The sequence below is a fragment of the Sulfitobacter sp. W027 genome, from assembly GCF_025143985.1.
In the GTDB taxonomy this organism is placed as follows: Bacteria; Pseudomonadota; Alphaproteobacteria; order Rhodobacterales; family Rhodobacteraceae; genus Sulfitobacter.
Window position 1 is genome coordinate 694,412 of the sequence record NZ_CP083564.1, and the last position, 26,099, is coordinate 720,510.

The 26,099-nt window shown below is 59.7% G+C and carries 31 protein-coding genes; 17 read left to right on the forward strand and 14 right to left on the reverse strand.

Translation table 11 applies throughout. The features are described 5' to 3' along the window. Positions 1 to 11: 11 nt before the first annotated feature. The 4 genes from K3759_RS03435 to K3759_RS03450 all read left to right on the forward strand — a co-directional run bounded on the left by K3759_RS03435 (position 12) and on the right by K3759_RS03450 (position 3,250). Complete coding sequence (locus tag K3759_RS03435) at positions 12 to 893, forward strand: F0F1 ATP synthase subunit gamma (protein WP_259984327.1); 882 nt, start codon at positions 12 to 14, stop codon at positions 891 to 893. 18 nt (positions 894 to 911) lie between these two features. Continuing rightward, a complete protein-coding gene (gene atpD, locus K3759_RS03440) occupies positions 912 to 2,336 on the forward strand; it encodes a F0F1 ATP synthase subunit beta (RefSeq protein ID WP_259984328.1) in 1,425 nt (474 codons plus the stop codon). Positions 2,337 to 2,348: 12 nt separating this feature from the next. Next, complete coding sequence (locus K3759_RS03445; RefSeq protein WP_259984329.1) at positions 2,349 to 2,789, forward strand: F0F1 ATP synthase subunit epsilon; 441 nt, start codon at positions 2,349 to 2,351, stop codon at positions 2,787 to 2,789. Positions 2,790 to 2,899: 110 nt separating this feature from the next. Then, positions 2,900 to 3,250, forward strand: coding sequence for an H-type lectin domain-containing protein (locus K3759_RS03450; protein WP_259984330.1), 351 nt, complete (start codon positions 2,900 to 2,902; stop codon positions 3,248 to 3,250). Positions 3,251 to 3,310: 60 nt separating this feature from the next. On the opposite strand, the gene K3759_RS03455 is transcribed toward K3759_RS03450, so the two are convergent. Further along, a complete protein-coding gene (locus tag K3759_RS03455) occupies positions 3,311 to 4,330 on the reverse strand; it encodes a ribose-phosphate pyrophosphokinase (protein WP_259984331.1) in 1,020 nt (339 codons plus the stop codon). Between the two features lie 102 nt (positions 4,331 to 4,432). Here K3759_RS03455 and K3759_RS03460 point away from each other — a divergent pair, with 102 nt between their 5' ends. Together K3759_RS03460 and K3759_RS03465 are read left to right on the forward strand one after the other, a co-directional pair. Continuing rightward, complete coding sequence (locus K3759_RS03460; RefSeq protein ID WP_259984332.1) at positions 4,433 to 5,029, forward strand: 2-hydroxychromene-2-carboxylate isomerase; 597 nt, start codon at positions 4,433 to 4,435, stop codon at positions 5,027 to 5,029. Next, entirely contained in the window at positions 5,026 to 5,823 is a 798-nt protein-coding gene (locus tag K3759_RS03465; protein WP_259984333.1) for an alpha/beta fold hydrolase, read from the forward strand. Before K3759_RS03460 ends, K3759_RS03465 begins: the two co-directional genes overlap by 4 nt. A 4-nt stretch (positions 5,824 to 5,827) precedes the next feature. On the opposite strand, the gene K3759_RS03470 is transcribed toward K3759_RS03465, so the two are convergent. From K3759_RS03470 to K3759_RS03500, 7 genes are all read right to left on the reverse strand, one after another. Next, positions 5,828 to 6,862, reverse strand: a complete 1,035-nt coding sequence (locus tag K3759_RS03470; RefSeq protein ID WP_259984334.1) for a low specificity L-threonine aldolase — start codon at positions 6,860 to 6,862, stop codon at positions 5,828 to 5,830. After that, the gene (locus K3759_RS03475) at positions 6,862 to 7,332 is read right to left on the reverse strand and encodes a YcgN family cysteine cluster protein (RefSeq protein ID WP_259984335.1); all 471 of its coding nucleotides are present in this window, start codon (positions 7,330 to 7,332) and stop codon (positions 6,862 to 6,864) included. Before K3759_RS03475 ends, K3759_RS03470 begins: the two co-directional genes overlap by 1 nt. Then, positions 7,329 to 8,261 carry a bifunctional riboflavin kinase/FAD synthetase gene (locus tag K3759_RS03480; RefSeq protein WP_259984336.1) on the reverse strand — a complete coding sequence of 311 codons (933 nt, stop codon included), beginning with the start codon at positions 8,259 to 8,261 and terminating at the stop codon, positions 7,329 to 7,331. The genes K3759_RS03475 and K3759_RS03480 overlap by 4 nt, the downstream gene beginning before the upstream one ends. Before the next feature lie 61 nt (positions 8,262 to 8,322). Next, positions 8,323 to 8,766, reverse strand: coding sequence for a MaoC family dehydratase (locus tag K3759_RS03485; RefSeq protein ID WP_259984337.1), 444 nt, complete (start codon positions 8,764 to 8,766; stop codon positions 8,323 to 8,325). Positions 8,767 to 8,855: 89 nt separating this feature from the next. Then, positions 8,856 to 9,728, reverse strand: a complete 873-nt coding sequence (locus tag K3759_RS03490) for a TIGR01459 family HAD-type hydrolase (protein WP_259984338.1) — start codon at positions 9,726 to 9,728, stop codon at positions 8,856 to 8,858. 50 nt (positions 9,729 to 9,778) lie between these two features. Further along, on the reverse strand, positions 9,779 to 10,699 hold the full coding sequence (locus tag K3759_RS03495; protein ID WP_259984339.1) for a manganese-dependent inorganic pyrophosphatase: 921 nt from the start codon (positions 10,697 to 10,699) through the stop codon (positions 9,779 to 9,781). A 98-nt stretch (positions 10,700 to 10,797) separates the two neighbouring features. Continuing rightward, positions 10,798 to 11,151 carry an MmcQ/YjbR family DNA-binding protein gene (locus K3759_RS03500; RefSeq protein ID WP_259984340.1) on the reverse strand — a complete coding sequence of 118 codons (354 nt, stop codon included), beginning with the start codon at positions 11,149 to 11,151 and terminating at the stop codon, positions 10,798 to 10,800. A 64-nt stretch (positions 11,152 to 11,215) separates the two neighbouring features. Here K3759_RS03500 and K3759_RS03505 point away from each other — a divergent pair, with 64 nt between their 5' ends. The 3 genes from K3759_RS03505 to groL all read left to right on the forward strand — a co-directional run bounded on the left by K3759_RS03505 (position 11,216) and on the right by groL (position 14,062). Continuing rightward, the gene (locus K3759_RS03505; RefSeq protein WP_259984341.1) at positions 11,216 to 11,896 is read left to right on the forward strand and encodes a DUF2161 domain-containing phosphodiesterase; all 681 of its coding nucleotides are present in this window, start codon (positions 11,216 to 11,218) and stop codon (positions 11,894 to 11,896) included. 166 nt (positions 11,897 to 12,062) lie between these two features. Then, entirely contained in the window at positions 12,063 to 12,350 is a 288-nt protein-coding gene (groES, locus tag K3759_RS03510) for a co-chaperone GroES (protein WP_259984342.1), read from the forward strand. A 65-nt stretch (positions 12,351 to 12,415) separates the two neighbouring features. Next, complete coding sequence (gene groL / locus K3759_RS03515; protein ID WP_259984343.1) at positions 12,416 to 14,062, forward strand: chaperonin GroEL; 1,647 nt, start codon at positions 12,416 to 12,418, stop codon at positions 14,060 to 14,062. Between the two features lie 101 nt (positions 14,063 to 14,163). Here groL and K3759_RS03520 read toward each other — a convergent pair whose 3' ends face one another. Then, positions 14,164 to 14,592, reverse strand: a complete 429-nt coding sequence (locus tag K3759_RS03520) for a response regulator (protein ID WP_259984344.1) — start codon at positions 14,590 to 14,592, stop codon at positions 14,164 to 14,166. 23 nt (positions 14,593 to 14,615) lie between these two features. Then, on the reverse strand, positions 14,616 to 16,634 hold the full coding sequence (locus K3759_RS03525) for an ATP-binding protein (RefSeq protein ID WP_259984345.1): 2,019 nt from the start codon (positions 16,632 to 16,634) through the stop codon (positions 14,616 to 14,618). 43 nt (positions 16,635 to 16,677) lie between these two features. On the opposite strand from K3759_RS03525, the gene K3759_RS03530 reads away from it, so the two are divergent. The 3 genes from K3759_RS03530 to K3759_RS03540 all read left to right on the forward strand — a co-directional run bounded on the left by K3759_RS03530 (position 16,678) and on the right by K3759_RS03540 (position 20,023). Then, on the forward strand, positions 16,678 to 18,162 hold the full coding sequence (locus K3759_RS03530; protein WP_259984346.1) for an extracellular solute-binding protein: 1,485 nt from the start codon (positions 16,678 to 16,680) through the stop codon (positions 18,160 to 18,162). A gap of 72 nt (positions 18,163 to 18,234) precedes the next feature. Beyond that, positions 18,235 to 18,981 carry an ATP-binding protein gene (locus K3759_RS03535; protein ID WP_259984347.1) on the forward strand — a complete coding sequence of 249 codons (747 nt, stop codon included), beginning with the start codon at positions 18,235 to 18,237 and terminating at the stop codon, positions 18,979 to 18,981. A gap of 193 nt (positions 18,982 to 19,174) precedes the next feature. Continuing rightward, entirely contained in the window at positions 19,175 to 20,023 is an 849-nt protein-coding gene (locus tag K3759_RS03540; protein ID WP_259984348.1) for a DMT family transporter, read from the forward strand. On the opposite strand, the gene K3759_RS03545 is transcribed toward K3759_RS03540, so the two are convergent. Then, entirely contained in the window at positions 19,989 to 20,453 is a 465-nt protein-coding gene (locus tag K3759_RS03545; protein ID WP_259984349.1) for an NUDIX domain-containing protein, read from the reverse strand. The two genes, K3759_RS03540 and K3759_RS03545, sit on opposite strands and share 35 nt — an antisense overlap. Before the next feature lie 66 nt (positions 20,454 to 20,519). Here K3759_RS03545 and K3759_RS03550 point away from each other — a divergent pair, with 66 nt between their 5' ends. Continuing rightward, a complete protein-coding gene (locus K3759_RS03550) occupies positions 20,520 to 21,317 on the forward strand; it encodes an esterase/lipase family protein (protein ID WP_409202500.1) in 798 nt (265 codons plus the stop codon). Then, positions 21,304 to 22,446: an alpha-D-ribose 1-methylphosphonate 5-triphosphate diphosphatase gene (locus K3759_RS03555; RefSeq protein WP_259984350.1), complete on the forward strand. Its 1,143-nt coding sequence runs from the start codon at positions 21,304 to 21,306 to the stop codon at positions 22,444 to 22,446. The genes K3759_RS03550 and K3759_RS03555 overlap by 14 nt, the downstream gene beginning before the upstream one ends. 2 nt (positions 22,447 to 22,448) lie before the next feature. Here K3759_RS03555 and K3759_RS03560 read toward each other — a convergent pair whose 3' ends face one another. The 3 genes from K3759_RS03560 to K3759_RS03570 form a co-directional block, all read right to left on the reverse strand. Next, complete coding sequence (locus K3759_RS03560; RefSeq protein ID WP_259984351.1) at positions 22,449 to 23,519, reverse strand: 5-(carboxyamino)imidazole ribonucleotide synthase; 1,071 nt, start codon at positions 23,517 to 23,519, stop codon at positions 22,449 to 22,451. Further along, positions 23,512 to 23,997 (reverse strand): 5-(carboxyamino)imidazole ribonucleotide mutase, encoded by a 486-nt coding sequence (gene purE / locus K3759_RS03565; RefSeq protein WP_259984352.1) that lies wholly within the window; start codon positions 23,995 to 23,997, stop codon positions 23,512 to 23,514. Before purE ends, K3759_RS03560 begins: the two co-directional genes overlap by 8 nt. A 95-nt stretch (positions 23,998 to 24,092) precedes the next feature. After that, positions 24,093 to 24,317, reverse strand: coding sequence for a YdcH family protein (locus K3759_RS03570; RefSeq protein ID WP_007119020.1), 225 nt, complete (start codon positions 24,315 to 24,317; stop codon positions 24,093 to 24,095). 163 nt (positions 24,318 to 24,480) lie between these two features. Between K3759_RS03570 and K3759_RS03575 the strand changes: the two genes are divergently transcribed. The 3 genes from K3759_RS03575 (at position 24,481) to K3759_RS03585 (ending at position 26,074) form a co-directional block, all read left to right on the forward strand. Beyond that, positions 24,481 to 24,894, forward strand: a complete 414-nt coding sequence (locus K3759_RS03575; RefSeq protein ID WP_067267324.1) for an Hsp20 family protein — start codon at positions 24,481 to 24,483, stop codon at positions 24,892 to 24,894. Positions 24,895 to 24,898: 4 nt separating this feature from the next. Then, positions 24,899 to 25,117 (forward strand): DUF1150 domain-containing protein, encoded by a 219-nt coding sequence (locus K3759_RS03580; protein WP_259984353.1) that lies wholly within the window; start codon positions 24,899 to 24,901, stop codon positions 25,115 to 25,117. Positions 25,118 to 25,195: 78 nt separating this feature from the next. Continuing rightward, on the forward strand, positions 25,196 to 26,074 hold the full coding sequence (locus tag K3759_RS03585; RefSeq protein ID WP_259984354.1) for a PhzF family phenazine biosynthesis protein: 879 nt from the start codon (positions 25,196 to 25,198) through the stop codon (positions 26,072 to 26,074). The last annotated feature ends 25 nt before the right edge of the window (positions 26,075 to 26,099 follow it).

The following is a 26,099-nucleotide window of genomic DNA, read 5'->3' on the forward strand; positions in this document are numbered from 1 at the left end:
GAGATAAGGCAATGCCAAATCTCAAGGACCTGAAGAACAGGATCGCGTCGGTCAAATCGACCCGCAAGATCACCAAGGCCATGCAAATGGTTGCCGCGGCGAAGCTTCGCCGCGCGCAGGAGGCTGCCGAGGCTTCGCGTCCCTATACGGAGCGGTTCAATGCCGTGATGGCAGGGCTCGCGGCCAGCGTTGGCGGTTCCGACAGCGCGCCCAAGCTGCTCAGCGGCACGGGTGAAGACAAAGTGCATCTGCTGGTGGTCATGACCGCCGAACGCGGGCTGTGCGGCGGCTTCAACAGCAACATCGCAAAAAAGGCGAAAGCCCATGCGCGTGACTTGCTGGCCCAGGGCAAAGAGGTGAAAATCCTTACCGTTGGCAAGAAAGGCCGTGATGCGCTGCGGCGTGACATGGGCAACCTTCTGGTTGGCCATGTGGACCTCAGCGAAGTCAAAAAGATCGGCTATGGTGATGCGCAGAAGATCGCGCAGAACGTGCTGAACCGCTTTGACGAGGGCGAATTTGACGTGGCAACGATCTTCTATGCGAAGTTCGTGAATGTGGTCATGCAGACGCCGACGGCGCAGCAGATCATCCCCGCCAAATTCGACGCCGAAGACGGCGAAGACAGCGGTGCGTCCACATTGTTCGACTATGAACCCAGCGAAGAAGCAGTCTTGGCCGATCTTCTGCCGCGCGGGGTCGCCACGGCGATCTTCTCGGCGCTACTGGAGAATGGCGCGTCCGAGCAGGGTGCGCGGATGTCGGCGATGGACAACGCCACACGCAACGCGGGCGAGATGATCGACAAGCTGACCATCCAGTACAACCGCTCGCGTCAGGCTGTCATCACCAACGAGCTGATCGAAATCATTTCCGGCGCGGAAGCGCTGTAAGCAAATCGGAGAAACGACATGGCAAATGCTGTCGGTAAAATCACACAGGTCATCGGCGCTGTCGTTGACGTTCAATTCGAAGGCGACCTGCCGGAGATCCTCAACGCGCTCCACACCGAAAACCAGGGCAAAACGCTGGTTCTCGAAGTGGCGCAGCACCTTGGCGAAAACACGGTTCGTGCCATCGCGATGGACGCCACCGAAGGTCTCGTTCGCGGCCAAGCGGTAAGCGACACAGGCGACCAGATCCGCGTGCCCGTCGGCACCGCGACCCTGGGCCGCATCATGAACGTCACCGGCGACGCGGTTGACGAAAAAGGTCCGGTAAACTCCGAAGCCACCCGTGCGATCCACGGCGACGCGCCCGAGTTCGCCGAGCAGTCGACCGAGACACAGATCCTCGTCACAGGCATCAAAGTGATCGACCTGCTGGCCCCCTACACAAAGGGTGGTAAAATTGGTCTCTTCGGCGGTGCCGGCGTGGGCAAGACGGTTCTGATCATGGAACTGATCAACAACATCGCCAAAGTGCACTCCGGTCTGTCCGTGTTCGCGGGCGTGGGTGAGCGGACCCGTGAGGGCAACGACCTCTACCACGAGATGATCGAATCCGGCGTTATCGTTCCTGACAACCTGGTGGATTCGAAAATTGCGCTGGTCTACGGCCAGATGAACGAACCTCCCGGTGCGCGTATGCGGATCGCCCTGACCGGTCTGACACTGGCCGAGCAGTTCCGCGACGAATCCGGTTCCGACGTTCTGTTCTTCGTCGACAACATCTTCCGCTTCACGCAGGCCGGTTCCGAAGTGTCCGCTCTGCTGGGCCGTATTCCTTCCGCTGTGGGCTACCAGCCGACGCTGGCGACGGACATGGGTGTGATGCAGGAGCGTATTGCCTCGACCAAATCTGGTTCGATTACTTCCGTTCAGGCCGTTTACGTGCCTGCGGATGACCTTACCGACCCTGCGCCTGCGACTTCCTTTGCGCACCTCGACGCGACAACGGTTCTGGATCGTTCGATCTCGGAAAAGGGCATCTACCCGGCGGTTGACCCGCTTGGCTCCACCTCGCGTCTGCTTGACCCGCTGATCATCGGCGACGAGCACTACAAGGTGGCGACAGACGTGCAGCAGGTGCTTCAGCGCTACAAATCGCTTCAGGACATCATCGCCATTCTCGGCATGGACGAATTGAGCGAAGAAGACAAACTGACCGTGGCACGTGCGCGTAAGATCGAGCGTTTCCTCAGCCAGCCCTTCGACGTGGCGAAAGTGTTCACAGGCTCCGACGGTGTTCAGGTGCCGCTGGAAGAAACCATCGCGTCCTTCAAGGCCGTGGTTGCCGGTGAATACGATCACCTGCCCGAAGGTGCCTTCTACATGGTTGGTGGCATCGAAGACGTGAAGGCGAAAGCCGAGAAAATGGCGGCAGACGCCGCTTAAGGAGCGCTGACAATGGCAGACACAATGCAATTCGACCTCGTTTCGCCGGAACGGCGGCTGGCATCGATGCAGGTGACGGCCGTGCAGATTCCGGGCGCTGAGGGTGACATGACGGCTATGGCCGACCATGCACCCACCATCACCACCCTGCGTCCGGGCCTTCTGCGCGTGGAAGGGCCTGAGGGCACGTCCGAATATGTCGTGACCGGCGGTTTCGCCGAAATCGGCGGTCAGGGCGGCGTGTCTGTGCTGGCGGAACGTGCCGTGGCGCGTGCCGACATGACGCAGGAGCAAATGGACAGCATGGTGGCAGAGGCGCATGCCGTCTACGCCCGCGCCAAGGACAACTGGGAAAACGAGCCCGGTCCCGTGGATGATGCAGCCAAGCTTCTGGCCGATATGGTTGCCGTCGGCGATCACATCGGATTGTCGAGCAAACAGCCCAGCCTGTAATGCTTTGAAAGATTTTAGAAAGCCCCGCCTTGGCGGGGCTTTTTGCTTTTCTACTCCCCCCTCCTGCGGCATCATCGGGGGATGGACAGATCAGCAGACAGGCCCCGGATATGAAACGACTGCGCAGCCATACCATCGGCTTGGACAGCGGCGAGGTTATGCTGTTTTCTGATTTCGAGGATGATGGTCCGATGTGGACGGGCAGGGGCCAGCGCGAGCGCCGCCGCCGGATTACCTTCTCCGAAGCCTTCCGGGAACCGCCTCATGTGCAGGTTTCCATGTCGCTTTGGGACATTGACGCCACCACCGTAACCCGTGCCGACATCAGCGCTGAAGCTGTGACAGAGGCGGGGTTCGATATGGTTTTTCGAACATGGGGTGACACCCGCGTCGCACGGGTGCGCATGGCTTGGACAGCGATTGGCTCGGTGGGAGAAGAAGACGACTGGGTCGTCGGCTAGGCGCAACGGCCAGCGGGGGGAGGGCGGCCCGTCGGGGCCACCCCTAGATCACAGCGCAGCTTAGCTTGCGGCATACATTCCGTCATAGATCGGGCCAAGCGTCTCTGCTTCGAACAGCGAAGATACTGAAGTACCGTTCCAGATATTCAGGATCGCTTGGGCGAACATCGGTGCCGTCGGCACGATGCGGATGTTCGGCGCTTTCTTGACCGCGGCGGTCGGTGCAATGCTGTCGGTGATCACAAGCGATTTCATGACCGAATTGGCCACACGCTCAACCGCCGGGCCGGACATGACGCCATGTGTAATGTAGGAGTGCACTTCCTTGGCGCCGTTCTCCAACAGCACTTCGGCGGCTTTGCACAGCGTGCCTGCCGTGTCGCAGATGTCGTCCACGATCAGGCAGGTCTTGCCCTTCACGTCGCCGATCACGGTCATCTCGGCCACTTCACCCGCCTTTTCACGGCGTTTGTCGACGATGGAAAGCGGCGAGTTGATGCGCTTGGCCAGTTCACGCGCACGGGCCACGCCGCCTACGTCGGGGCTGACGACCATCAGCTCATCCATGCGGTCTTTGAAGGCGTCTTTGATGTCGAGCGCGAAGATCGGCGAAGCGTAGAGGTTGTCGACTGGAATGTCGAAGAAACCCTGAATCTGCGCGGCGTGCAGGTCCATGGTCAGAATGCGTTCGATGCCACTGCCGGTCAGCATATTGGCGACCATTTTGGCGGTGATGGGCGTGCGGGCCTTGGTGCGGCGGTCCTGACGGGCATAGCCAAAATAGGGAAGGACAGCCGTGACACGAGCCGCCGAGGACCGGCGCAGCGCGTCGGCCATGATCATCAGCTCCATCAAGTTGTCGTTCGCGGGGTTCGACGTCGGCTGGATGATGAACATGTCCTCGCCGCGCACGTTCTCGTATACTTCGACGAAAATCTCGCCGTCGTTGAACCGTTCGACCCGCGCATCGACGAGCCCCACGTTAACGCCGCGGTGCAGCGACATGCGCCGCGCGATGGCCTTGGCAAGCGGCATATTGGCATTGCCTGAGATCAGTTTTGGTTCTGAAGTGCGTGGCATAGGGGCTCCGGGGCAGCGGTAGGTTGCAGATTCGTGACGTTGACACCGCTTAGCATGCGCTTACGGTCGGGCAAAGCTGCACCGCCCCCGAAGGAGACCCAAATGGCCCGGATCGACTATTTTTTCGCGACCCTGTCACCCTATTGCTACCTCGCCGGGAATCGGCTTGAGGCAATCGCCGAAAAGCATGGGGCTGAGATCGTTTACAAGCCTTTCGATATCGTGGCGGCCTTCCCGCGCACCGGGGGGCTGCCCCCGGCAGAGCGTCACCCCAGCCGCAATGAGTACCGCGCGCAAGACCTGCCGCGCCAAGCCCGCAAGCTGGGCCTGCCCTTCAACCTCAAGCCCGCGCATTGGCCCACCAACGGCGCGCCTGCGGCCTATGCGGTGATCGCCGCGCAGAATGCCGGGGGCGGTGATCTGGGCAAGTTGACCCATGCCATCACCCGCGCTGTCTGGGCCGAAGAAAAGGACATCGGCCATGACGATGTGGTCCGGGCCTGTTTGGAAGAGGGCGGTTTTGACCCCGATCTGGCGAACAGCGGCTTGCTGCAAGGGGCCGAGACCTATGCTGCGAACCTTGAGGAAGCCGTCGCGCAGGGGGTCTTTGGTGCGCCTTTTTATATCGTTGGGGATCAGCGGTTCTGGGGACAGGACCGTTTGGAAGACCTTGATCTGCACCTCGGGGGCAACCTGTGATTCCAGAGGTCAACGCGCGCCGGTTCGGTCACGGTCCGCGCCCGGCCTTGGCGATCCATTGCTCGCTCGCGCACTCCGGTGCGTGGCGGGGCATCGGGGCGGCGCTGTCGGATGAGCTGACCCTGCGCGCCTTCGACCTGCCGATGCACGGGCGCTCGGGCGATTGGGATGGGCAGGGCGATATTCACGACGTGGCGACCGATATGGCGCTCAGCCTACTTGAAGCGCCGATGGATCTGATAGGCCATTCTTTTGGTGCGACGGTCGCGCTGCGTCTGGCGATTGAACACCCCGAATTGGTGCGCAGCATTACCCTGATTGAGCCTGTCTATTTCGCCGCTGCCAAGCAAGACGACCCTGACGCGATGACCGAATACAATGAACAGAACGCGGCGTTTGAAGCCGCCCTGGCCGAGGGCGACAAGGAGACAGCTGCACGGCTGTTCAATCGGGTCTGGGGCGATGGCACGAAATGGGATCAGATCCCCGAACCGACACGCGCCTATATGGTGGATCGGATCGGATTTATCCCCGCCTCTTCACCTTTCCTTGGCGAAGACAGCGCCGGCTTGCTGGCACCGGGCATGTTCGACCGCGCCTCGATGCCCGCGCTGCTGGTGGAGGGAAGCGCATCGCCCAAAGCGGCCCACGCGATCAACGATTCTCTCATACGCCGCCTGCCGAAGGCGCGGCGGGTCTCGGTCGAGGGGGCGGGGCATATGGTGCCCATCACCCATGCCGCTGAGGTCGCCGAGGCGATCCGCAATTTCTTGAACGACGTGCCGCTGGCCTAAGCCTTTAGAAGTGGCTTAGGAACTGGTCGATCTGGTCGCGGCTGATCGACCAATCGCAGACCATCCGTGCGGCCAGCATCTCGTCACCGCCACCGTCCAGCGTGCCATCCCAGAGATAATAGAGCGCGCCTGCGTCATGCAGCTTGCGGTGGATGGCGCGGGGGAAGCGGGCAAAGATCATGTTTGCCGCAGGCTCATGTAAGAATTCCGCCCCCGCTTTGCGTAGCCCTTTGGCCAGATGCGCCGCATTGGCGTTGGCCGTCTTGGCCGTTTCCAGCCAAGCCCCATCCGCAAGGTAGCCTGCCATCTGCGCCGACAGAAAACGGTGTTTGGAAAACAGATGCGCCCCGCGCTTGCGGCGCAACTCGAACTCCCAAGCCTTTTTAGGGTCGAAGAAGACCACCGCCTCGACCCCCATGCAGCCGTTCTTGGTGCCGCCGAAGCTGACCACATCAACGCCCGATTTCCACGTCATCTCAGACGGGGTGCAGCCCAGTGCCACCAGCGCATTGGCGAAACGCGCGCCGTCCATATGCACGGGCAGGTCGTATTCCTTGGCAACTGCTGTGAGCGCCCGCAGCTCTTCAAGGCTATGCACCCCGCCGCGTTCCGTCACCTGTGTGATCGACACCGGGCCGCGTTGTGGCGTGTGCACATCGCCTGCCACTCGCGCGACGATGGCGCGGCGCAGGGCCTCGGGGGGCATCTTGTCGTCGGTCTCAACCAGCGTCAGCTTGGCCGCACCTGCGTAGAATTCCGGCGCGTTGCACTCATCCTCTTCGATATGCGCGACCTTCGAGCAGAAGATCGTCTGCCACGGCTGGGTGTAGCAGGCCAGCGCTAGGGCATTGGCCGCGGTGCCGGTGGCGACGAGGTAAACCTCGGCCCCGGGTGCCTCAAACTGTTCGCGAATCTGCGCGCGCACCTCATCCATGATCAGGTCTTTGCCGTAGGGCATGGCGTAGTCGCTGTTGGCCGCGATCACGCGCTCCATCACCTTGGGGTGGACGGGGCCGGCGTTGTCAGAGGCGAAAAACATCAGGTGGGCTCCTCGATAATATGGTCTTCCCATTCCTCGAATGGGGTATCAAATTCGGACACGGTATCAAATTGCACGCTGACCCCGGCGTCATGGACGCTGTCGGGGGTGCCGGTCAGCAGGGGGTGCCATTCGGGCAGGGGTTTGCCCTCCCAGAGCAGGCGATAGGCGCAGGTCTGGGGCATCCAATAGGCGTGGGTATCGAGGTTGTCGGGGCGCAGCACGATACAGTCGGGCACGAACTCGTGCCGGTTTTCGTAATGCACACAGCGGCAGGTGCTATCGTCGAGCAGGCGGCAGGCGACGCGGGTCAGGGCCACTTCGCCGCTGTCCTCGTCTTCAAGCTTGTTCAGGCAGCATTTCCCGCAACCGTCGCAGAGCGCCTCCCATTCGGTCTTCGACATCTCTTTGAGCGGCTTCTTCTCCCAGAATTTCGGGGTTAGGCCCTTGCGGGGGATCGGATCGCTCATAGCGCCGCCAGAATGGTTCGGGCGCGGTCGCAGTCGGCCCCCATCTGGGTGATCAGCGCATCGAGACTGTCGAACTTCTCTTCTCCGCGCAGGTGTTCGACCAGCCCGACCGAAAGCGGCGCGCCGTATAGGTCGCCTTTGAAGTCAAAGAGATAGGTTTCGAGGTTGGCTTTGTTCTCACCGAACATGGGCCGCACGCCAATACTGGCGGCACCGTGGTAGCTGCCCTTATGCGGCCCCTCCAGCACATCCACCAACACGGCATAGACGCCAAAGGCGGGCGGGTGCAGACCGTCGATAGACATGTTGGCGGTGGGGAAGCCCAGCTCGCGTCCGCGCTGTTCGCCTGAGATCACGGGGCCGTCGATCCGGTGCCAATGGCCGAGCATGGCGGCGGCTTCGCGGGTCTCACCCCGGCTCAAGGCTTCGCGGATGGCGGTCGAGGAGACGGTCAACTCATCGTGCTCCATCAACGGCGCGATGGTGACGCCAAAGCCGTATTCCTGACCGAAGCGTACCAGATCGTCAGCCGTGCCTGCGCGGCCTTTGCCAAAGCAGAAGTCAGCGCCGACCACCACATGCGCCAGCCCCAGCCCATCGTGCAGAACGTCGCGGGCAAAGGCCTCGGGGCTGAGGCTGGCCAGCGTGCTGTTGAAGGCCAGTTCATAGAGCCGTTTGACTCCGATCTTTTCCAGCCGATGCGCGCGGGCTTCGCGGCCCATCAGGCGGAAAGGCGGGGCATCGGGGGCGAAATATTCGCGGGGATGCGGCTCAAAGGTGATGACGCCGAGGGGCGCGTCGGGGGCCGCCTGCTGCGCCAGTTCGATTACCGACCGGTGGCCAAGGTGTACGCCATCGAAATTGCCAATCGCGGCGGTGGCACCGCGATCCGGCAGGTCGACAAATTGATAATCTCGGATGATCCGCATGGGCCTTGCCTAGCCGTGACGGCGCGCAAGGGCAAGATGCAGGCAGGGCGAAACTGTGTGGTCAGTCGAACTTGGCTGAAGGGGCGAGCACGGTGGCCTCACCTTCGAGAACGGGCTTGCCATCGACCGAACATCGGCAATCCATTTTGACCCGGCGCTTGCGGATATCCATGTCGGTGACTGTCACTTCCGCCAGCACCATGTCGCCGGGGCGGACGGGGGCAAGAAACTTAAGCGACTGTCCAAGGTAGATCGTGCCATGGCCGGGAAGTTGTTCACCAATTACCGCCGAGATCAGCCCCGCCGTCAGCATGCCGTGGGCGATGCGCCCTTCAAAGATCGTGTCGCGGGCGTAATCGTCATCCAGATGCACCGGGTTATGGTCGGTGGAGACCTTCGCAAACATTTCGATATCCGTGTCGGTGATGACCTTGCGCAGGTGGCGTGTCATCCCAATCTCGATGTCTTCAATGCAGATCGTCCCGCGTGGCATATTGTCCAACATGACGGCTCCTTGGTAACAAAGTGACGCTATGGCGCGCCGTACTGCAACTTTATTACTTCGCAGCTGCAGAAAATCAAGTTATTTCTGACTCAGCGGAGAAATCCGATTGCGTAGGTTGGGGAGGAGGCTTCGCGGTCAAGATAAGCGCGCAATCTGTCTTCATCCGGTTGCTCGGTGGTCGCGGTCTCTGCGGACGCCAGCCCCCCGGTGATGAAAAGCGAATCGATGCCTTCGTCCATTGCGCCTTTGATGTCCGTCAAGATCCCATCGCCGATGGCAAGGATGCGGCTGTCGGGGATGTCGACCTCAAGCGCTGCAAGGCGACGCCGGGCGAGGTCATAGATCGGGCCGTGCGGCTTGCCGAAATAGAGGCTTTCGCCGCCCATCTCGGTATAGAGCGCGGCCAGAGCCCCGGCGCACCATTCGCGCACCTCGCCTCGGTCCACGACGATATCGGGGTTGGCGCAGAGCAGTTTCAGACCGCGGGCGATGGCCTGTTCGAACTCAGGGCGCATGATCCCGGGGTCGGCCATGGCATCGACGGGACCGGTGCAGACGATGCCGTCTGCTTCGGCCAGCGGAACGGTTTCTACATTTACCGGGTTTTCGAGGATCGCCAGCGGCTCGAAAAACTTGCGCTCGCCGGGGTGGCCGATGAACCAGACCTTTTCGCCCACAGCACCGCGGAACATAGCAGAGCGCGCGGAATCGCCCGAAGTTGCGATGCTGTCCCATGCGTCTTCCGGCACGCCAAACTGTTGCAACTGTTTCTCCACGCCCGTGCGCGGACGGGGGGAGTTGGTGACCAGCACGACCTTGCCGCCGGTCTTGCGATAGGCCTGCAAGGCCGCCACCGCATCGGGCAGCGCCTTGCGCCCGTCATGAACGCAGCCCCAAAGATCGACAAAAAGCGCGTCGTATTGATCGGAAACTTGCGGCAGGTCAGAGATAATGCGGGTCATGGTGCGGCCTTTCAAAAAGCGAGGGCGGGCACTTGGCCCGCCCGATTGGCTTACATCTTAAGGTTGGGAATGATCTGCTTTTTGCGGCTCATCACGCCGCGAAGCACGACCGTGTCGCCGGAGACCTCAGCGCCAAAGCTCTGCTCGGCGATGTGTTTGACCATGTCGTTGGGCACCAGCAGCGTCGCCTCTTCTTTCAGAATATCGACGATGAACAAGAGCACCTGCGCGGCACCGTCGGCTTCGGCCACTTTCGGCATCTCAGCCATCAGTGCGTCTTTGCGCTCCAACAGCGGCGCGGGGGAGGTGGTTTCCAGCACGCTCACACGCAGGTTGGTGCCGTCGAGGTCGAATTCCTTGCTGTCCATGCGCAGCAGTTCCGCCTCGCTGAAGGACGAGACGTCGGATTTCGCGGCGAACATTTCCGCCGCATAGTCGCTGATGTCGACGCCCAAGTCCCGCGCGATGTCTTCGGCAATGGCGCGGTCTTCTTGCGTGGTGGTCGGGCTGCGGAATTCCAGCGTGTCTGACAGGATGCAGGACAGGGCCGCTGCCTTTACGCCGCGCGGGGCCTGCGCCCAGTGTTTGCCGATCATCTTGAACATGATGGTCGCGGTGCAGGCGAGCGGCTGGATGTTGATCTCAATCGGGCCGCGTGTTTCCAGCCCGGCCACCAGACGGTGGTGGTCAATAATGCCCGTGATGTCGGCATCATTGATGTTGGCGGGCAGTTCGGCGGGGTTGTTGGTATCGACGATCACAACCTTGGTGTCGGCCTCAAGCTCGGTCAGGATTTCAGGCTTATCGAGGTTCCATTTATCGAGCATGAACAGCGCTTCGGTATTCGGCTCGCCCAGCAGAACGGGTTTGGCAGCGATGCCTTTGATCTCATTGAGATACCAAGCCCAAACGATCGGGCTGCCGGTGCTGTCGGTGTCGGGGGATTTATGGCCAAAAACAAGGGTTGTCATCGGGGCGGTCCTGTCTATTCGGTGGATTTGCGCGCCTTATAGCAGGTTGAATAGGCTTGTCACGCGCGCCTGCCGCATTGCGGCATTGTGTGGAGGGTCTAGAGGCCCAGTTCAGCGCGCTTCTTTTTTGTAAGGGCGGTGGCGATCATGTCATAGGAGGCGCGAATGTGGTCGCGCAGGCTGTCATCGCTCAGTCCCGGCGCGGCGTAATGCTGTATCCACTTAAGCCCGCGCGCGGCCAGATAGGGCGCGGGCCGCAAGCCGGGGCTGTCGGAGAGCACCTCGAATCCAAGTTCGGTCACCTTAAACGTAAAGGCGGGCGCATCTTCGGCCCAACCGCAAATGGCAAAGACCTTACCACCAACCTTCCACACGTCTGCGTTGCCCCATTGTACAACATGAGTTGTCTGGGGCAGGGCGGCGCAGAAGGCGTTAAATTCGTCGCGGGCCATGGCGTCATTTTATGTACTCGTGGCCCCTTTGCATAGCGTCGCACGATGGGGCAAGTTGCCCGACATGAGCAGCCCACGCGAAACCGATCTTTACCCGCCGATCAAGGCTTTCCTTGAGGATCAAGGCTATGTGGTCAAATCCGAAGTCGGCGCGGCGGATGTGGTGGCCATGCGTGGGGCGGAGCCGCCGGTGGTGGTGGAGTTAAAGCTCGGCTTTTCGCTGGCGCTGTTTCATCAATGTCTGGCGAGGCTCAAGGTTTCGGATGACGTCTACCTTGCCGTGGCCCGCCAACCCGGCAAACGCTTTGCCAAGGCGGTGAAGGATAATGTCACGCTGGCGCGGCGGCTTGGGCTGGGGCTGATCACCGTGCGGCTCTCGGACGGATTGGTTGAGGTGCATTGTGACCCCGGCCCCTATGCTCCGCGCAAGAATGCCAAACGGGCGGCGATGCTCTTGCGCGAATTCGCGCGGCGGCAGGGGGATCCGAACGATGGCGGCCAAACCCGCGCGGGGCTGGTAACCGCCTACCGCCAAGACGCTTTGAAATTGGCGATGTTCCTCTTTGAGGCGGGCGCGAGCAAAGGCGCGGACGTGGCCCGCGCCACCGGGGTCTCGGCGGCAACCCGCATGATGCGCGACGACCACTATGGGTGGTTTGAAAAGCTCGACAAAGGCATTTACGGGCTGACCCCAACCGGCGCCGAAGCCGTCGCCACGGCAGGGCGCATTCTGGGCGCTCGCTAACGGTTCCAATTGGCGCAAAATTTTTCAACGCCGTTGTTGACAGGACGCGGGCCGCTGCTTAGCTATGCCTCGTTATCACTCACATGGGTTGAGTGCTAACGGCTGCACCCCTCGACCGGAGGGGGTGGCTTGGAAGAGTAACTTTGAGCCTTAAGGAGCTGCAAAGATGGCATTGAAACCGCTTCATGACCGTGTGCTGGTAAAGCGTACAGAAAGCGAAGAGAAAACCGCCGGCGGGTTGATCATTCCTGATTCCGCCAAAGAAAAGCCTTCCGAAGGTGAAGTCGTGGCCGTGGGCACCGGTGCCCGCAAGGACAACGGCGAGCTGATCGAAATGGCCGTGAAGCCCGGTGACAAGATCCTGTTCGGCAAATGGTCCGGCACCGAGGTCACCATCGAAGGCGAAGAAATGCTGATGATGAAAGAAAGCGACATCATGGGGATCATCGCGTAAGCCACCCGGCTTGCCGACCCTTTTGAAGACGCTCACATCAATCCAAGATTTTAGGAGAAGACAACATGGCTGCTAAGGACGTCAAATTTGACACCGATGCCCGCAATCGGATGCTCCGGGGTGTAAACATCCTGGCCGACGCGGTGAAAGTTACCCTCGGCCCCAAAGGCCGTAACGTGGTTCTGGACAAATCCTTCGGCGCACCGCGCATCACCAAAGACGGTGTATCCGTGGCGAAGGAAATCGAACTGGAAGACAAGTTCGAAAACATGGGCGCACAGATGGTCAAGGAAGTCGCTTCCCGGACCAACGACGAAGCCGGTGACGGCACCACCACCGCGACCGTTCTGGCCCAAGCGATCGTTCGCGAAGGCATGAAGTCGGTTGCCGCTGGCATGAACCCGATGGACCTCAAGCGCGGTATCGACCTCGCCACATCGCGCGTTGTCGAAGCGATCAAAGCCGCGGCCCGTGACGTGTCCGACAGCGACGAAGTCGCGCAGGTCGGCACCATCTCCGCCAACGGCGAAAAAGAGATCGGCCGCCAGATCGCGGACGCGATGCAGAAAGTCGGCAACGAGGGTGTCATCACTGTTGAAGAGAACAAAGGCCTGGAAACAGAGACCGATGTTGTCGAAGGCATGCAGTTCGACCGCGGCTACCTGAGCCCCTATTTCGTCACCAACTCCGACAAAATGACTGTCGAGCTGGAAGACGCGATCATCCTGCTGCACGAGAAGAAACTGTCGAGCCTTCAGCCGATGGTTCCGCTGCTCGAGCAGGTCATTCAGTCCCAGAAGCCGCTTTTGATCATCGCCGAAGACGTTGAGGGCGAAGCCCTGGCGACACTCGTCGTGAACAAACTGCGTGGCGGTCTGAAAATTGCTGCTGTGAAGGCACCTGGTTTCGGTGACCGTCGCAAAGCAATGCTGCAAGACCTCGCGGTTCTGACCGGTGGTCAGGTGATCTCCGAAGACCTCGGCATGAAGCTTGAGTCCGTCACCATGGACATGCTGGGTTCGGCCAAGAAAGTGTCGATTACCAAAGACGAGACCACTGTTGTTGACGGCGCTGGCGAAAAGGCCGAGATCGAAGCACGTGTTGCTCAGATCCGTAACCAGATCGAAGAAACCACCTCCGACTACGACCGTGAGAAGCTGCAAGAGCGCGTTGCCAAACTGGCAGGCGGTGTTGCCGTAATCCGCGTCGGTGGCATGACCGAAGTCGAAGTGAAAGAGCGCAAAGACCGCGTTGACGACGCCCTGAACGCGACACGTGCCGCTGTTCAAGAAGGCATCGTCGTTGGCGGTGGTGTTGCTCTGGTTCAGGCGGGCAAAAAGCTCGAAGGCCTGACAGGTGACAACAACGATCAAAACGTTGGTATTTCCATCGTGCGCAAAGCACTGGAAGCACCGCTGCGTCAGATCGCTGAGAACGCTGGTGTGGACGGTTCGGTTGTTGCCGGCAAGATCCGCGAAAGCGACGACCTGAAGTTCGGCTTCAACGCGCAGACCGAAGAATATGGCGACATGTTCAAGTTCGGCGTTATCGACCCGGCCAAGGTTGTTCGCACAGCTCTGCAAGACGCGGCGTCCATCGCTGGTCTGCTGATCACCACCGAGGCGATGGTTGCTGACCGTCCGTCCAAAGAAGGTGCCGGCGGCGGCATGCCCGACATGGGCGGCATGGGCGGAATGGGCGGAATGATGTAAGCCAGCCCAATTAGCTTAAGACATGGAGGCGTGCCAGAAATGGCGCGCCTCTTTCCGTTCAGGGCGAGAGATTTGCTGACCCCGCATTGTAATCAGCGCCCTTAACAGGGCAGTTCTACAATCCGGGCATAGGCGTTCAACATGTCGAGCGCATTGGCAAAGGTCTCTGACGGGTTTTCTTTTACAATATAGCCCGCAACATTCTTGCTATAGGCTGACTGAACGTCTGTGGGCATATCGGATGTGGTAAAGACGAAGACCACCATTCGTTCCAAGGCCGGATCGGCACGGACAACTTCCAAGAACTCAAGCCCGCCCATACGGGGCATGTTGAGATCAAGCGTGATGATATAGGGCGGCAATCGCCCGTACCGTTTTACCTCCTCAGCCAGAAATTCCAGCGCATGTTGGCCGTCGTGGCAGACTGCTGTTTCATTCACGATCTTCAACTTACGCATTGCCCGTTGCATGGCCATCACGCTGACTTTGTCATCATCAATGATCAGAAATTTTGCGGGTGTCGTTTTCATCCAGCACTCCTTTTCAGTTCGTGTCATGCCGCGGCCGCCACGGGCAGAGCGCTTTGCGATTGCGTTGGGTGCGGAAGCTCTACAACGAAGGTTGATCCGCGCCCTTTGTCAGGGTTGGAAAGCAGCGTGACTTTTCCTTTCTGATGGGTCGCGAGCTTACTGACGATCGCAAGGCCAAGACCGCTCCCTTCGACCTCGTCTCGTGGCCGGAGCGTTTGAAATAGTTCAAATATCTTCTTCTGATGGCGCAGCTCTATCCCAGGGCCGTCGTCACGCACGGTCAGAATTAGACGTTCCTCAACGACCTCGGCGTTTACATGGATCGCGCCATGATCACGGTCATGATGCTTAATCGCATTGGAAATGAGGTTCCCTAAAATTTGCTGCACCGGGGTAAGTTGTACATCGACTACAGGCTCTGCCCCAGTAAAGGTGATCCTAAACCGACCTTCTGTATCGATGTAGCGCGCTTGGTCCGCCACCAATCGGGCCAAGTTGACCGGTTCGGGAAGAGGTTGATCCTGCCCGGCGCGGGCGTAGTCCAGAAGATCGTTGAGAAGACGGTTGAGACGATCAATCCGCTGCTGGGACATGAGCAGATAACTCCGACTTTCGTCACTCAGCGCATTCTCTTCATCCTCCAGCACCCAAAGACTTAATTCATGAACCGCACGGAGGGGGGAGCGCAGGTCATGGGCGGCCACATAGGCAAATTTTTCAAGTTCAATGTTCGAGCGCCGCAACTCTTCCGCAGTACTGCGGAATACAACCAGTGCGCGTGCCATTTCTCCCAGTTCATCGCGTCCCCGTACGGTTATTTGATGATCAAGATCGCCCTCGGCGATGGCCGTGACGGAATCGGTCAACCGCCGGATGCGACGGTTAAACTGTCGCTCGATAACCAAACCATTTGCCAGTGCGATGGCAATCAGGGCAGATGCGACAGTGAGCGCTGCAATCCAGATGACCCGATGGATCCTATCACTCAGGTCACCCGTCGCATCATCTACCAATTGAAGGGTGTTCTGCGTCAGATCGGAGGACATGTCAGAGATTTCGACAATCATCGGAAGATGTTCGCTTTGCAGCGTTCGAAAACTCTCACGAAACCGCAGGCGTGCTGCTGTATGTACGAAGAAGCCATCATCCGGATCGAGGAGCACGGCCCGCACTGCCGCGATCTCGCGTGCTAGCGACTGTCGTCGGCCCACCTCAGCAATACGAGGAAGTCGCGTGATGGCATCCTGTAAATACTCCTCAACCAGAAGTTTGGCGCGTTCGAGTTGAAGCGGTTGGTTTTGCAGCCCCTGTGCGATCACGAGGTTTATAAGCGCATCAAGGCTTAAACGAATATCATTAAGATTAAGGGCATTTAGCAGTAACTCGGGAAAGCCAAAGGTCGTTTGGGGGGCTGTGCCGTCGCTCCTTTGACGATCCCCGTCCTCCTTGCGTAGCAAGGCTTCGGCCTCAGCGGACAGTTGAAAAGATAGATCATCGATGATGAGATGGCTCTGTTCCTGAATTTGCTCAACGCGATCAAGGGTCGCGATGATCTTGGCATCGGCACGCTGCATCTCCAAACGGTTTTGAAGCGTGGTATTGGTAGCACGTAGGACCACCTGCAATCGCCCCTCAAGCCGCGCCACCAGTGGGGAAGATATTCCTAAACTTTTCAAGTCATCCAGCAGATCGATAACCTGATCAATCTTCGCCGCGATATCTCCTTCCAGCATTTTGAGCGAAACTGGGGCATCTGTTTGATTAAGCTGTTCAATCGACAGGAACAGGCCGTTCAAAGACCGTTCTATTTGCTGTGACAGAGCCATCATCGGCAGGGCAGATTGGCTTAAATGAGCGTGACCGGCCAATACGGACCGCATTTGTACTGTGACGGCCCATCCTGCCAAGCCGATAATTACCGCAACAAAAAGAAGCACCGCTCTAAGTCGGGTGCTAATGCGGCTGCCGAAAAGCTGCAGCAGTCGCCGAGGGGGATACATCGTAACCATGCAGCCTGGGTAGTCGAAACCAATTAACGCCATGTTAATCGCCGCAGCCCTAGAACCGAATCCACAGCAGTAAAATGTGTTTGGTCTCGATTCCGAATTGGAGGGCTGGGAAGTGTTAAAAGGGCGTGGACTTACCAGACGACAGATGTCTCTCGGACTCGGGGCAGGTCTAACCGGGCTGGCCGCTGGGCCGGTATTCGGGAAGGCGACCGATCTACAGGTCGCTGCACAAGCGCATAGGTTAGTCGATAAGGCGCGCCCTCTTTCAACATTGCTGCCGGAAGGGTCGCGGGCCAATCTTGTGCCAGTGGCTGCGGCTTTTACGGCGAAAACCGGAGCTAAGATCATCCTGCGAGAGGTGCATGTCGACCAAATCAACGCAGAATTGATGCTGAATAGTGTGCTCGGAGAAGCCAAATATGACGTCGCCTTGCCCGCCACTTTTGGCGTGGCCGACCTTGTAGCCGCCGGCGCGATCGATGCGTTGGATGACTACGCTGCGCGGTATGAGCCGCCGGGATTCCGCGACGCTATGCTCTATCAGGAGGGCGATCAATTCGACGGTCAAACTTACGGATTTCAGACGGATGGCGATGCCTATGTGATGTTTTATCACCGTGAGATGCTGCACGATCCAGATACACAGGCACGCTACGCAGACCGTTTCGGCCGCCCTCTATCCGCACCAGAGACGTGGGAGGAATTAGATCAGCAAATACGGTTCTTCAATGCGCCAGAAGTTGGTCGTTATGGCGGGCTGTTATTCCGCACACCAGGGTATCTGGCTTGGGAATGGTGGGTTCGGTTTCACGCTAAAGGTTACTGGCCGTTGGCCTCCGATATGACACCGCAAATTGCAGGCGATGCGGGTGTGGCGGCATTGGAAGAGTTGATTGCAATCACAGATTGCCTCGTCCCCGAGACGTCCAGCCTCGGCCTGTTCGAAAATTGGGCGCGATATGCTGAGGGCGATGTGTATTGCAATATCGGCTGGGGTGGGACGCAGAAGTACCTCAATCGTTCTCAATCACCGATGCGAGGACGGATGGTGCACGGACCAACACCCGGTGGAAATGTCGGGAGCGAAATACTGGCAGCGCCTTATTTCAACTGGGGGTGGAGCTTTGTCATTAGCACGGCATCGGCACAAAAGGAGCTCGCCTACCTTTTTGCCCTCTTCGCAGTCACTCCGGAGATGTCTACGTTGGCCATTCGACAGCCAGACGGGTTCTTTGATCCCTATCGCGATGAACACTACAGCGATCCGGGAGTGCAGGAGGCCTACTCTAAGCCCTTTTTGAAGGTGCATCGTGCTGCGCTGGAGGGGGCGATCCCTGATCTCTACCTCAAGGGGCAATCAGAGTATTTTCAAACATTAGGGAGAGGATTGGATAAGGCATTGCAGGGGGAAGTGACGCCCGAAGTGGCACTGAGCCGAGTAGCTCAACAGTGGCAACTCATCACCAGCCGTGCCGGCCGTGAAGAACAAGTTACAAGGTGGGCGCAGCTTCGGGCGAAGTACCCGCCAAATGCGCGCCGCTTGCTGCGGGATGTCGCGTGATGAATGCCATCTCTCTCAGAGCGAGCGCAAAAGCGGTCCACGTCTTTCGACGCGGCGTAGGTTTGTAACGACATGTCTCAACCGGTGCAAAATTTACCCTCTGCCGCTAACCCGTCGTCGATCAGGCAACCGCAAGATACGCCGCTAGATGTAGAGGAATTTATCAATTTGGTAAGCCACGACCTGCGTGGCTCTATTCGGGCTCTATTGGAATTGCCTGACTGGATTGCCGAAGACATTAAAGAGGCCGGGCTCGAGGTGGGTACGTCAGTGCTCGACTCTATTGCTTTGATGAAACGGCACACCCGGCGCTTGGATAGGATGCTGATCGATCTCCAGCAGTATTCCCGCGCGGGTGTAGTACGAAATATACATGAAGTGGACCTGCAAGATGCTTTTGACGCCGCGGTGGAGGAGATACGGGTGCCTGACGGCTTCCGGCTTGCCCCCCAATTCAGGTGCAATTCACTCTTGATCTGCGATCGGGACCTTCATCTGCTTCTCACGGCACTGATTGGAAACGCAATTAAGCACCATGACAGATTTTCCGGAGTGGTGGAGGTGCAGGGGGAGTTGGAGGGTGCGGCCTTTGTCTTGATGGTTTCGGATGATGGGCCGGGGATTTTGCCGCAATTTCATGAGCGTGTATTCCAGCCGATGACCACATTGCGAGCGCGGGATGTGGTCGAGGGGTCCGGCCTAGGGTTGGCTCTGGTTCGAAAGATCGCTGGAATCTATGGCGGAGATGCGCGTCTACTTTCCCCCGGAGACGCACGAGGCACTTCGGTAGAGGTAAGATTACAGGGGGTGGCGTTATAGACGATGGAGCACGGAACCCAAACCGCCTGCCAAATGCATACTCTCACCTTGTCGATGTGAGACGCACATTCTGTCGTCTAACCTGACACCACATTTCAAACTGAGGGAGGTTATGATTACAACCCAGTTAGATCGGCACGCAAGGGGACATCGGCGCTTGGCGCAGACCAGTACGGAGGGTAAGCGAAGTGTCATGCAGCTTTTTCTTCTCTCCGCTTTAACCATGTGCGCCTTCGCGGCCAACTCCATTCTGACACGGCTGGCCGTAAACGGAGGGCATATTGATCCTGCGGGATTTGCGCTTGTTCGTGTCGGCGCAGGCGCACTGGTTTTGGCCGTGATGGTGACGCTGCGGGGCAGGCGTTTGCCTCTTTTGCGGCGCAACAGGATCGGCGGGGCGGTAAGCCTTTCTGTCTATATGATCGGCTTCAGCCTTGCTTATCTGACACTGGACGCGGGGCTCGGCGCGCTTATCCTTTTCGGTGCGGTGCAGATTACCATGTTTTCATTCGCCGCGCTGACCGGAGCAGCGCCCACTCCGAGGCAGGTGACAGGCGCAGCGGCGGCCTTCGCGGGATTGGTGCTTGTTCTCTGGCCGGACGGGGAGGGCTCCACCGATATCCTAGGGGCCGGGCTTATGGTAATCGCAGGGGTAGGCTGGGCGGCATATACGATTATTGGGCGCACCTCGGGTGATCCATTGGCCGCGACCTCGGCGAATTTTCTGCTCTGTTTCCCCGTTATGCTTATCCTGCCCGTCTTTGCAGGGGGGCATTTCAGTATGACTGGGCTTCTGTTGGGCGTGCTTTGCGGCGCGGTGACCTCGGGCCTTGGCTACGCATTGTGGTACGCGGTGCTGGCCCGGATCGATAGCGGTACGGCCGCGGTCGCGCAGCTTATCGTGCCAATCATTGCCATTCTTGCAGGTGCGCTGCTTTTAGGAGAGCCGCTTAGCTTGACCCTAGTGATCGCGACAGCGTTGGTTTTGGGCGGGATTGCTTGGGCGCTCAGCGCAGGATCGGTTCAAGCGGATCGTAGGTGATCGCCGCATCTGCTGGGCCGAAGGCCACCGCGCCAAGCCTGTCGGGCTTATGCGGCACTTGCGCCAATTCCGTTTTGGTAACCCATTGATGCCGGGCGACAATAGCCTCGCGGTCTTTCCAGTCGGGCGAGATCTGGGCGGAGCCCAGAAGGTGGCATCGAAAATAGATATCCACTTGATGAAAGTCGCCACTGGGGTCGTGAAATTCGTTCACCAGACAAGGCGCGCCTACCGAAATGTTCAGGCCAGTCTCCTCAAAAACCTCGCGGCGCAGGTTGTCGGGCAGGGAGGCGCCGGCCTCCACCCCACCGCCGGGGGCGCACATCAGGCCGAGCCGGTTGTCAGCATAGGCATTGACCAGCAGAAGGCGATCATCGTGCAGCAAGACGGCGCGGGCGGCCAATCGGGGGCAGGGGCGAGGCATCGGCATACTTTCGTCAGGTAACGCGCCAAGACCATTTCACAGTCACGGCAATCAGTCTATCTGAAGGGCATGATGAAACGTCTCACCTTGATGATTGCCGCAATTTGGTTGGCGCTGCCGCAGTTTGCTGCTGCTGAAACCGCCGCGGGCCGCTGTGTTGTGTTGTTGCATGGATTGGCGAGGACCGAGACGTCTTTCGCTGTGATGGAAGCCGCATTGGCCGCCGAAGGGTACCGCGTGGTGCGCCCGGGCTACCCCTCGACCGAGGCCAATATCGCTGAGTTGACCCGGCAGACCCTGCCGCGTGCAATTGCTGCATGTGGCACTGCGCGGATCGACTTTGTGACCCATTCCATGGGCGGCATTTTAGTGCGCAAATGGGTGGCGGAGGCCGGGGCGGATCGGGTGGGCCGCGTGGTGATGCTGGGACCGCCGAACCACGGCAGCGAAGTCGTTGATGAGCTGGTCGAGAACCCTGCATTCGAGTGGCTTAATGGCCCTGCCGGGGCCGAGATTGGCACCGGGGCGGAAGCGCTGCCGAACCAATTGCCGCCCGTACCCTTTGAGCTGGGTGTGATCGCTGGATCGCAGTCGCTAAACCCTTATTTCTCAAGCCTTTTGCCGGGGCCGGATGATGGAAAGGTTTCTGTCGCGTCCACCCGTGTGGCAGGCATGAAAGAACATATTGTGCTGCCCGTGACCCATACCTTTATGATGAACAACCCGCGCGTGATCGCGCAGACCATGGCATTTTTGAAAACCGGCAGCTTTGACCGGTCAATGACCTTTATCGACGGCGTATTGAACGCGATTGGTTGCCCTGAAGGAGGGTGCCTGCCGGGGATGGGAGGGGACGATGCCAAACCTTGATTTGATTAACGCAGAGGTTCTGCATCCCGACGGGCTCAGCCCCGCGTCACTGTCTTTTGCGGAGGGGGTGATTGCCGATGACCCGGTGGGTCGGCGCGTCGATCTGACTGGGTTTCAGGTTTTGCCCGGGATCGTCGACCTGCATGGCGACGCTTTCGAGCGGCATTTGGCCCCGCGCCGGGGCGCGATGAAGCAACTCTCTGAAGGGCTTGTCGCGGCAGAAGCGGAATTGGCAGCCAATGGGATAACAACGGCGGTATTGGCGCAGTTCGTAAGTTGGGAAGGCGGGCTGCGGGGGCTGGCGTTTGCCGATCAAGTCTTTACCGGCATACGCGACACGGCCCCCGAATTGGTCACTGATGTCCGTCCGCAATTGCGGTTTGAAACCCATATGCTCGACCTCTATGGCAGCCTGCCGCAGCAGATCGCGGATTGGGGCGTAGGCTATGTGGTTTTTAACGATCACCTGCCGCATGATCGTTTGGCGCAGGGGAAAATGCCCAAACGGCTGGTGGGGCAGGCGCTAAAGGCCGGGCGCAGCCCCGAGAGCCATTTGGCGCAGATGCAAGAGATGCACGCGCGGCGCGATGAGGTGCCAGCGGCGCTGGATCGGCTTTGCGCGGAGCTCGCGCAGCGCGGGGTGAAGATGGGCAGCCATGACGACCAAACCGCCGAGGGCCGCGCTCTATGGCGGGCGCGGGGTGTCACGCTGGCGGAGTTCCCTGAGACGCAGGAGGCCGCCGAGGCGGCGCATGAGGCGGGGGATGCGGTGATCATGGGCGCGCCGAATGTGGTGCGGGGCGGGTCGCATAACGGCAATCTCTCGGCGCTGGATTTGATCAGCATGGGGCTTTGCCATGCCTTGGCGTCAGACTATCACTACCCGTCGCCCCGCCGTGCCGCCTTGATGCTGGCGCAGAGCGGGCTCGTCGACCTTGCAGGCGCTTGGGCATTGGTCTCATCCGGGCCGGCGCAGGTGCTGGGCCTCACGGATCGTGGCACGCTGACGCCCGGTAAACGCGCCGATATCGTCGTGCTGGACAAGACGACGGGCCGCGTCGCTGCCACATTTGTGGCGGGGCGGGTAAGCTTTATGTCAGGGGCGATTGCAGAGCGTTTCGCCGTCTGACCTCAGTCGCGGATGATCTGATTCACATGGCCCATCTTGCGGCCCGGCTTCACCTCGGCCTTGCCGTAGAGATGCAGCGCGGTGTCGCGGGCGCGGGCAAGCTCGGGCACGCGGTCCATATCGTCACTGATGAGGTTGGTCATCACCACATCCGCATAGCGCTGACCATCGCCCAACGGCCACCCAGCCACGGCACGGATGTGCTGCTCGAATTGGTCGATGGCGCAGCCGTTCTGTGTCCAATGGCCTGAGTTATGCACCCGCGGCGCGATCTCGTTCACGATCAGGCCCTGCGGGGTGACGAACAATTCGACCCCCATGACGCCGACATAATCAAGCGCGTTCAAAACCCGACCGGCAAGCAGAACCGCATCGGTGCGCTGTGCATTGCTGATCTTTGCGGGGACGGTGGTCGTGTGCAGGATGCCATCCCGGTGGACGTTCTCACCGGGATCGAAACAAGCCACTTCGCCCGTCGCGCTGCGCGCGGCGATGACGGAAATCTCGGCGCTGAAGTTGACGAACCCTTCAAGCACCGAAGGCGCGCCGTTCATCTCTTCCCATGCGGCGTCGAGGTCGGCATCGTCTTTCAGCCGCGCTTGGCCCTTGCCGTCATAGCCAAAACGGCGGGTCTTGAGGATCGCGGGCGTGCCGATCTGCGCCACGGCGGCTTTCAACGTTGCAGCGTCGGTGACATCGGCGAAGGGGGCGACCTTTAGGCCGAGGTCGCCGAGGAAGGTCTTCTCGGTCAGTCGGTCCTGCGAAATCCGCAGCGCTTCGCGGCCCGGGCGGATCGGGGTGATTGCCTCAACCACGTCCAGCGCCTCGGTGGGGATGTTCTCAAACTCGAAGGTCACGATGTCACAGGCGCGGGCGAAAGCCTCCAGCGCTTTGTGGTCGTCATAACCTGCGGTGGTCACCGCATGGGCCACATCGGCGGCGGGCGGGTTGGCACCCGGCTCAAAGATATGGATACGAAATCCAAGACGAGCGGCGGCGACCGAGAGCATCCGGCCCAATTGGCCGCCGCCTAGAATGCCAATAGTGGCACCGGTTTGCAGCGGTTCAGTCATGCGGCACCTCGGGGATCGATGCGCTGAGCGCCTCGCGCCAATCGTCCAACCGTTTGGCCAGTTCCGCGTCCTGCAAAGCAAGGATGCCTGCCGCCATCAATGCTGCATTCGCGGCACCCGCCGATCCGATCGCCATCGTCGCCACTGGAAAGCCGCGCGGCATTTGCAAGATGGAATAAAGCGAATCCACGCCCGATAGCGCCTTGGTCTGCACCGGCACGCCGATCACCGGCACGCGGGTTTTCGAGGCCATCATGCCCGGCAAATGCGCCGCCCCGCCTGCGCCCGCGATAATCACTTGCAAACCCCGGTCGACTGCCGTTTTGCCATAGTCCCACAGCCGGTCCGGCGTGCGATGGGCGGACACGATGCGCGCCTCAAATGGGATATGAAGCTCGTCCAGCAGGGTCGCTGCTTCGCGCATGGTGGCCCAGTCGGACTGGGACCCCATGATGATGCCAACCGGGGGAGTGGTCATTGCTGAGGGCCTTCTCTTGGTGGATCAGAGCGCGCACTATACCCATCCCGGCCCATGTGGCAACGGCGATTGCCGTGGGCCATAGGGATAATGGGTTAGGCGATAATGTCGGGGGTCAGGCGGTCTTCGATCTGGGCGATAAGATCCTTGAGCCGCAGCTTGCGCTTTTTCAGCCGCTGCAGGGTCAATTGATCGCCAGTTCCTTTTTCAACAAGAGCGTGGATGGCGTCATCCAGATCGCGATGTTCCCGTCGGAAGACCTCAAGCTCAACACGCAGCACTTCATCCGTTTTCATCGACAGATCTGTAGGGGCATTCATGGGTAGGTGATTCCGTTAGGCATCTGAACCTTGAATATAAGCGCTTGAGATCATTTGGCATAGCCCTTGCGCAGGCAAGAAAGCCCCCCCATATTCTAGACAACGGGTTGCCGGTTGCGGGGCCTGTGAAACACTGTCGCTTGACCTGATAAGGACGTGTCGCATGACGAAACTAACGCTTGCCTCTTACCCTCACATGCTGGGGTTTGAACAATTGGAACGGGTGCTGGAACGCAGCGCCAAGGCCGGAAACGAAGGTTATCCGCCGTTCAACATCGAGCAGACCTCTGATTACAGCTACCGGATCACACTGGCGGTTGCGGGTTTTTCGGAACAGGATCTCTCGATAACCGTTGAGGATAGACAGCTCGTGATCCGTGGGCGTCAGTCTGACGATGGCGAAGACCGGGTGTTCTTGCACCGTGGGATCGCTGCGCGACAGTTTCAGCGCTCGTTCGTACTGGCCGATGGGGTCGATGTGGGCGAAGCCGTTATGGAGAATGGTCTGCTGCATGTCGACCTGACCCGCGCCAAGCCTGAAACGGTGGTTCAAACCATCAAGATCAAGAAGGGGTAATATTATGCAAGACGCAATCACCCACGGGAACGACCGTATGGTCTATGTCAAAACGATTGCTGTCGCGGATCTGCCGCGCGAAGTCCGCGATCAGGCGGAGGGACTGGAGCTCCTCTACGCGGTCCATGACGCAGAAGGACAGCAATTGGCGCTGGTTGGCGATCAGAAGCTGGCTTTCTCACTGGCCCGTGAGCATGACTACCGTCCGGTTCTGGTGCATTGACGGTACAAGGGACAACGATAGTCTGATTCCGAAGCAAGGTCGCAGTCCGCTGCGGCCTTTTCTATTGGGAGCGGACGTATGGATTTCGATTTCGACTGGGTGGATGCTTTCACCGATCAGATCTTTGGCGGCAACGGTTGTGCCGTGGTGCATGGCGGGGCGGGGCTATCTGACACGCTTTGCATGGCCTATGTGCGCGAAACGTCCCTCGTGGAGTGCACTTTTACTGGCCCGTCCGAGGTCGCTGACTTCAAGGTGAAATACTACCTCGCCAGCCGCGAAATTCCTTTTGCGGGTCACCCGACAATTGCCACCGTCGCGGCCTTGCGCCATCGCGGATTGATCGGCGAAGGGCCGCTGCGCTTGGAGACGGGGGCGGGCGTCGTCGACGTTGATGTGCGCGGCGCGCAGATCGTCATGACGCAGATCGCGCCGGTTTTCGGGGTGGAGGTGCCTGTCGATCTTGTGGCTCGGGTGGGCGGAGTCGCGGCCAGCGATATCATTGGCCAACCACAGGTGGTCTCCACCGGATTGCCCTTCTGTATCACCGTCCTGCGCAGTCGTGCGGCGCTGGAGGCGTTGAAGCTCAATCCTGTTGCCCTTGCAGAATACAACGCCCATCTGGGGCAAGGCAGCGATATGATGGAGCCTTTTTGGGTAACTCTCGACGGCGCAACCGCTGTCGGCGATACCTATTCACGTTTGTTACTGGCCCCGCCCAGCCCCGCAGAAGACCCTTTCACCGGATCAGCGACAGGTGCGATGGCGGCCTATCTCTGGGCGCGGGGATTGATCGACAATCCGGCCTTCATGGCCGAGCAAGGGCACCTCATGGGCCGTCCGGGACGGGCGGAGGTTGAGGTGCTTGGGCCCCGCGACGCGATCACAGGTGTGCGTGTGGCGGGGCAGGGGCGCGTGGTGATGTCGGGCCAAGTCTTTATGCCTGAAACGGCCTGACCCCAAACGCAAAACGCAGCCCCGA

Coding starts and splice junctions, on each gene's coding strand:
- K3759_RS03550 (WP_409202500.1), top strand. CDS start 20,520: ATGAAACGTCTCACCTTGATGATTGCCGCAATTTGGTTGGCGCTGCCG.
- K3759_RS03520 (WP_259984344.1), bottom strand. CDS start 14,592: ATGAAAACGACACCCGCAAAATTTCTGATCATTGATGATGACAAAGTC.
- K3759_RS03490 (WP_259984338.1), bottom strand. CDS start 9,728: ATGACCCGCATTATCTCTGACCTGCCGCAAGTTTCCGATCAATACGAC.
- K3759_RS03455 (WP_259984331.1), bottom strand. CDS start 4,330: ATGCCACGCACTTCAGAACCAAAACTGATCTCAGGCAATGCCAATATG.
- K3759_RS03575 (WP_067267324.1), top strand. CDS start 24,481: ATGACGAAACTAACGCTTGCCTCTTACCCTCACATGCTGGGGTTTGAA.
- K3759_RS03475 (WP_259984335.1), bottom strand. CDS start 7,332: ATGAGCGATCCGATCCCCCGCAAGGGCCTAACCCCGAAATTCTGGGAG.
- K3759_RS03570 (WP_007119020.1), bottom strand. CDS start 24,317: ATGAATGCCCCTACAGATCTGTCGATGAAAACGGATGAAGTGCTGCGT.
- K3759_RS03485 (WP_259984337.1), bottom strand. CDS start 8,766: ATGTTGGACAATATGCCACGCGGGACGATCTGCATTGAAGACATCGAG.
- purE (WP_259984352.1), bottom strand. CDS start 23,997: ATGACCACTCCCCCGGTTGGCATCATCATGGGGTCCCAGTCCGACTGG.
- K3759_RS03505 (WP_259984341.1), top strand. CDS start 11,216: ATGAGCAGCCCACGCGAAACCGATCTTTACCCGCCGATCAAGGCTTTC.
- K3759_RS03470 (WP_259984334.1), bottom strand. CDS start 6,862: ATGTTTTTCGCCTCTGACAACGCCGGCCCCGTCCACCCCAAGGTGATG.
- K3759_RS03580 (WP_259984353.1), top strand. CDS start 24,899: ATGCAAGACGCAATCACCCACGGGAACGACCGTATGGTCTATGTCAAA.
- K3759_RS03445 (WP_259984329.1), top strand. CDS start 2,349: ATGGCAGACACAATGCAATTCGACCTCGTTTCGCCGGAACGGCGGCTG.
- K3759_RS03555 (WP_259984350.1), top strand. CDS start 21,304: ATGCCAAACCTTGATTTGATTAACGCAGAGGTTCTGCATCCCGACGGG.
- K3759_RS03585 (WP_259984354.1), top strand. CDS start 25,196: ATGGATTTCGATTTCGACTGGGTGGATGCTTTCACCGATCAGATCTTT.
- K3759_RS03450 (WP_259984330.1), top strand. CDS start 2,900: ATGAAACGACTGCGCAGCCATACCATCGGCTTGGACAGCGGCGAGGTT.
- atpD (WP_259984328.1), top strand. CDS start 912: ATGGCAAATGCTGTCGGTAAAATCACACAGGTCATCGGCGCTGTCGTT.
- groL (WP_259984343.1), top strand. CDS start 12,416: ATGGCTGCTAAGGACGTCAAATTTGACACCGATGCCCGCAATCGGATG.
- K3759_RS03460 (WP_259984332.1), top strand. CDS start 4,433: ATGGCCCGGATCGACTATTTTTTCGCGACCCTGTCACCCTATTGCTAC.
- groES (WP_259984342.1), top strand. CDS start 12,063: ATGGCATTGAAACCGCTTCATGACCGTGTGCTGGTAAAGCGTACAGAA.
- K3759_RS03535 (WP_259984347.1), top strand. CDS start 18,235: ATGTCTCAACCGGTGCAAAATTTACCCTCTGCCGCTAACCCGTCGTCG.
- K3759_RS03500 (WP_259984340.1), bottom strand. CDS start 11,151: ATGGCCCGCGACGAATTTAACGCCTTCTGCGCCGCCCTGCCCCAGACA.
- K3759_RS03545 (WP_259984349.1), bottom strand. CDS start 20,453: ATGCCGATGCCTCGCCCCTGCCCCCGATTGGCCGCCCGCGCCGTCTTG.
- K3759_RS03540 (WP_259984348.1), top strand. CDS start 19,175: ATGCAGCTTTTTCTTCTCTCCGCTTTAACCATGTGCGCCTTCGCGGCC.
- K3759_RS03495 (WP_259984339.1), bottom strand. CDS start 10,699: ATGACAACCCTTGTTTTTGGCCATAAATCCCCCGACACCGACAGCACC.
- K3759_RS03435 (WP_259984327.1), top strand. CDS start 12: ATGCCAAATCTCAAGGACCTGAAGAACAGGATCGCGTCGGTCAAATCG.
- K3759_RS03560 (WP_259984351.1), bottom strand. CDS start 23,519: ATGACTGAACCGCTGCAAACCGGTGCCACTATTGGCATTCTAGGCGGC.
- K3759_RS03480 (WP_259984336.1), bottom strand. CDS start 8,261: ATGCGGATCATCCGAGATTATCAATTTGTCGACCTGCCGGATCGCGGT.
- K3759_RS03525 (WP_259984345.1), bottom strand. CDS start 16,634: ATGGCGTTAATTGGTTTCGACTACCCAGGCTGCATGGTTACGATGTAT.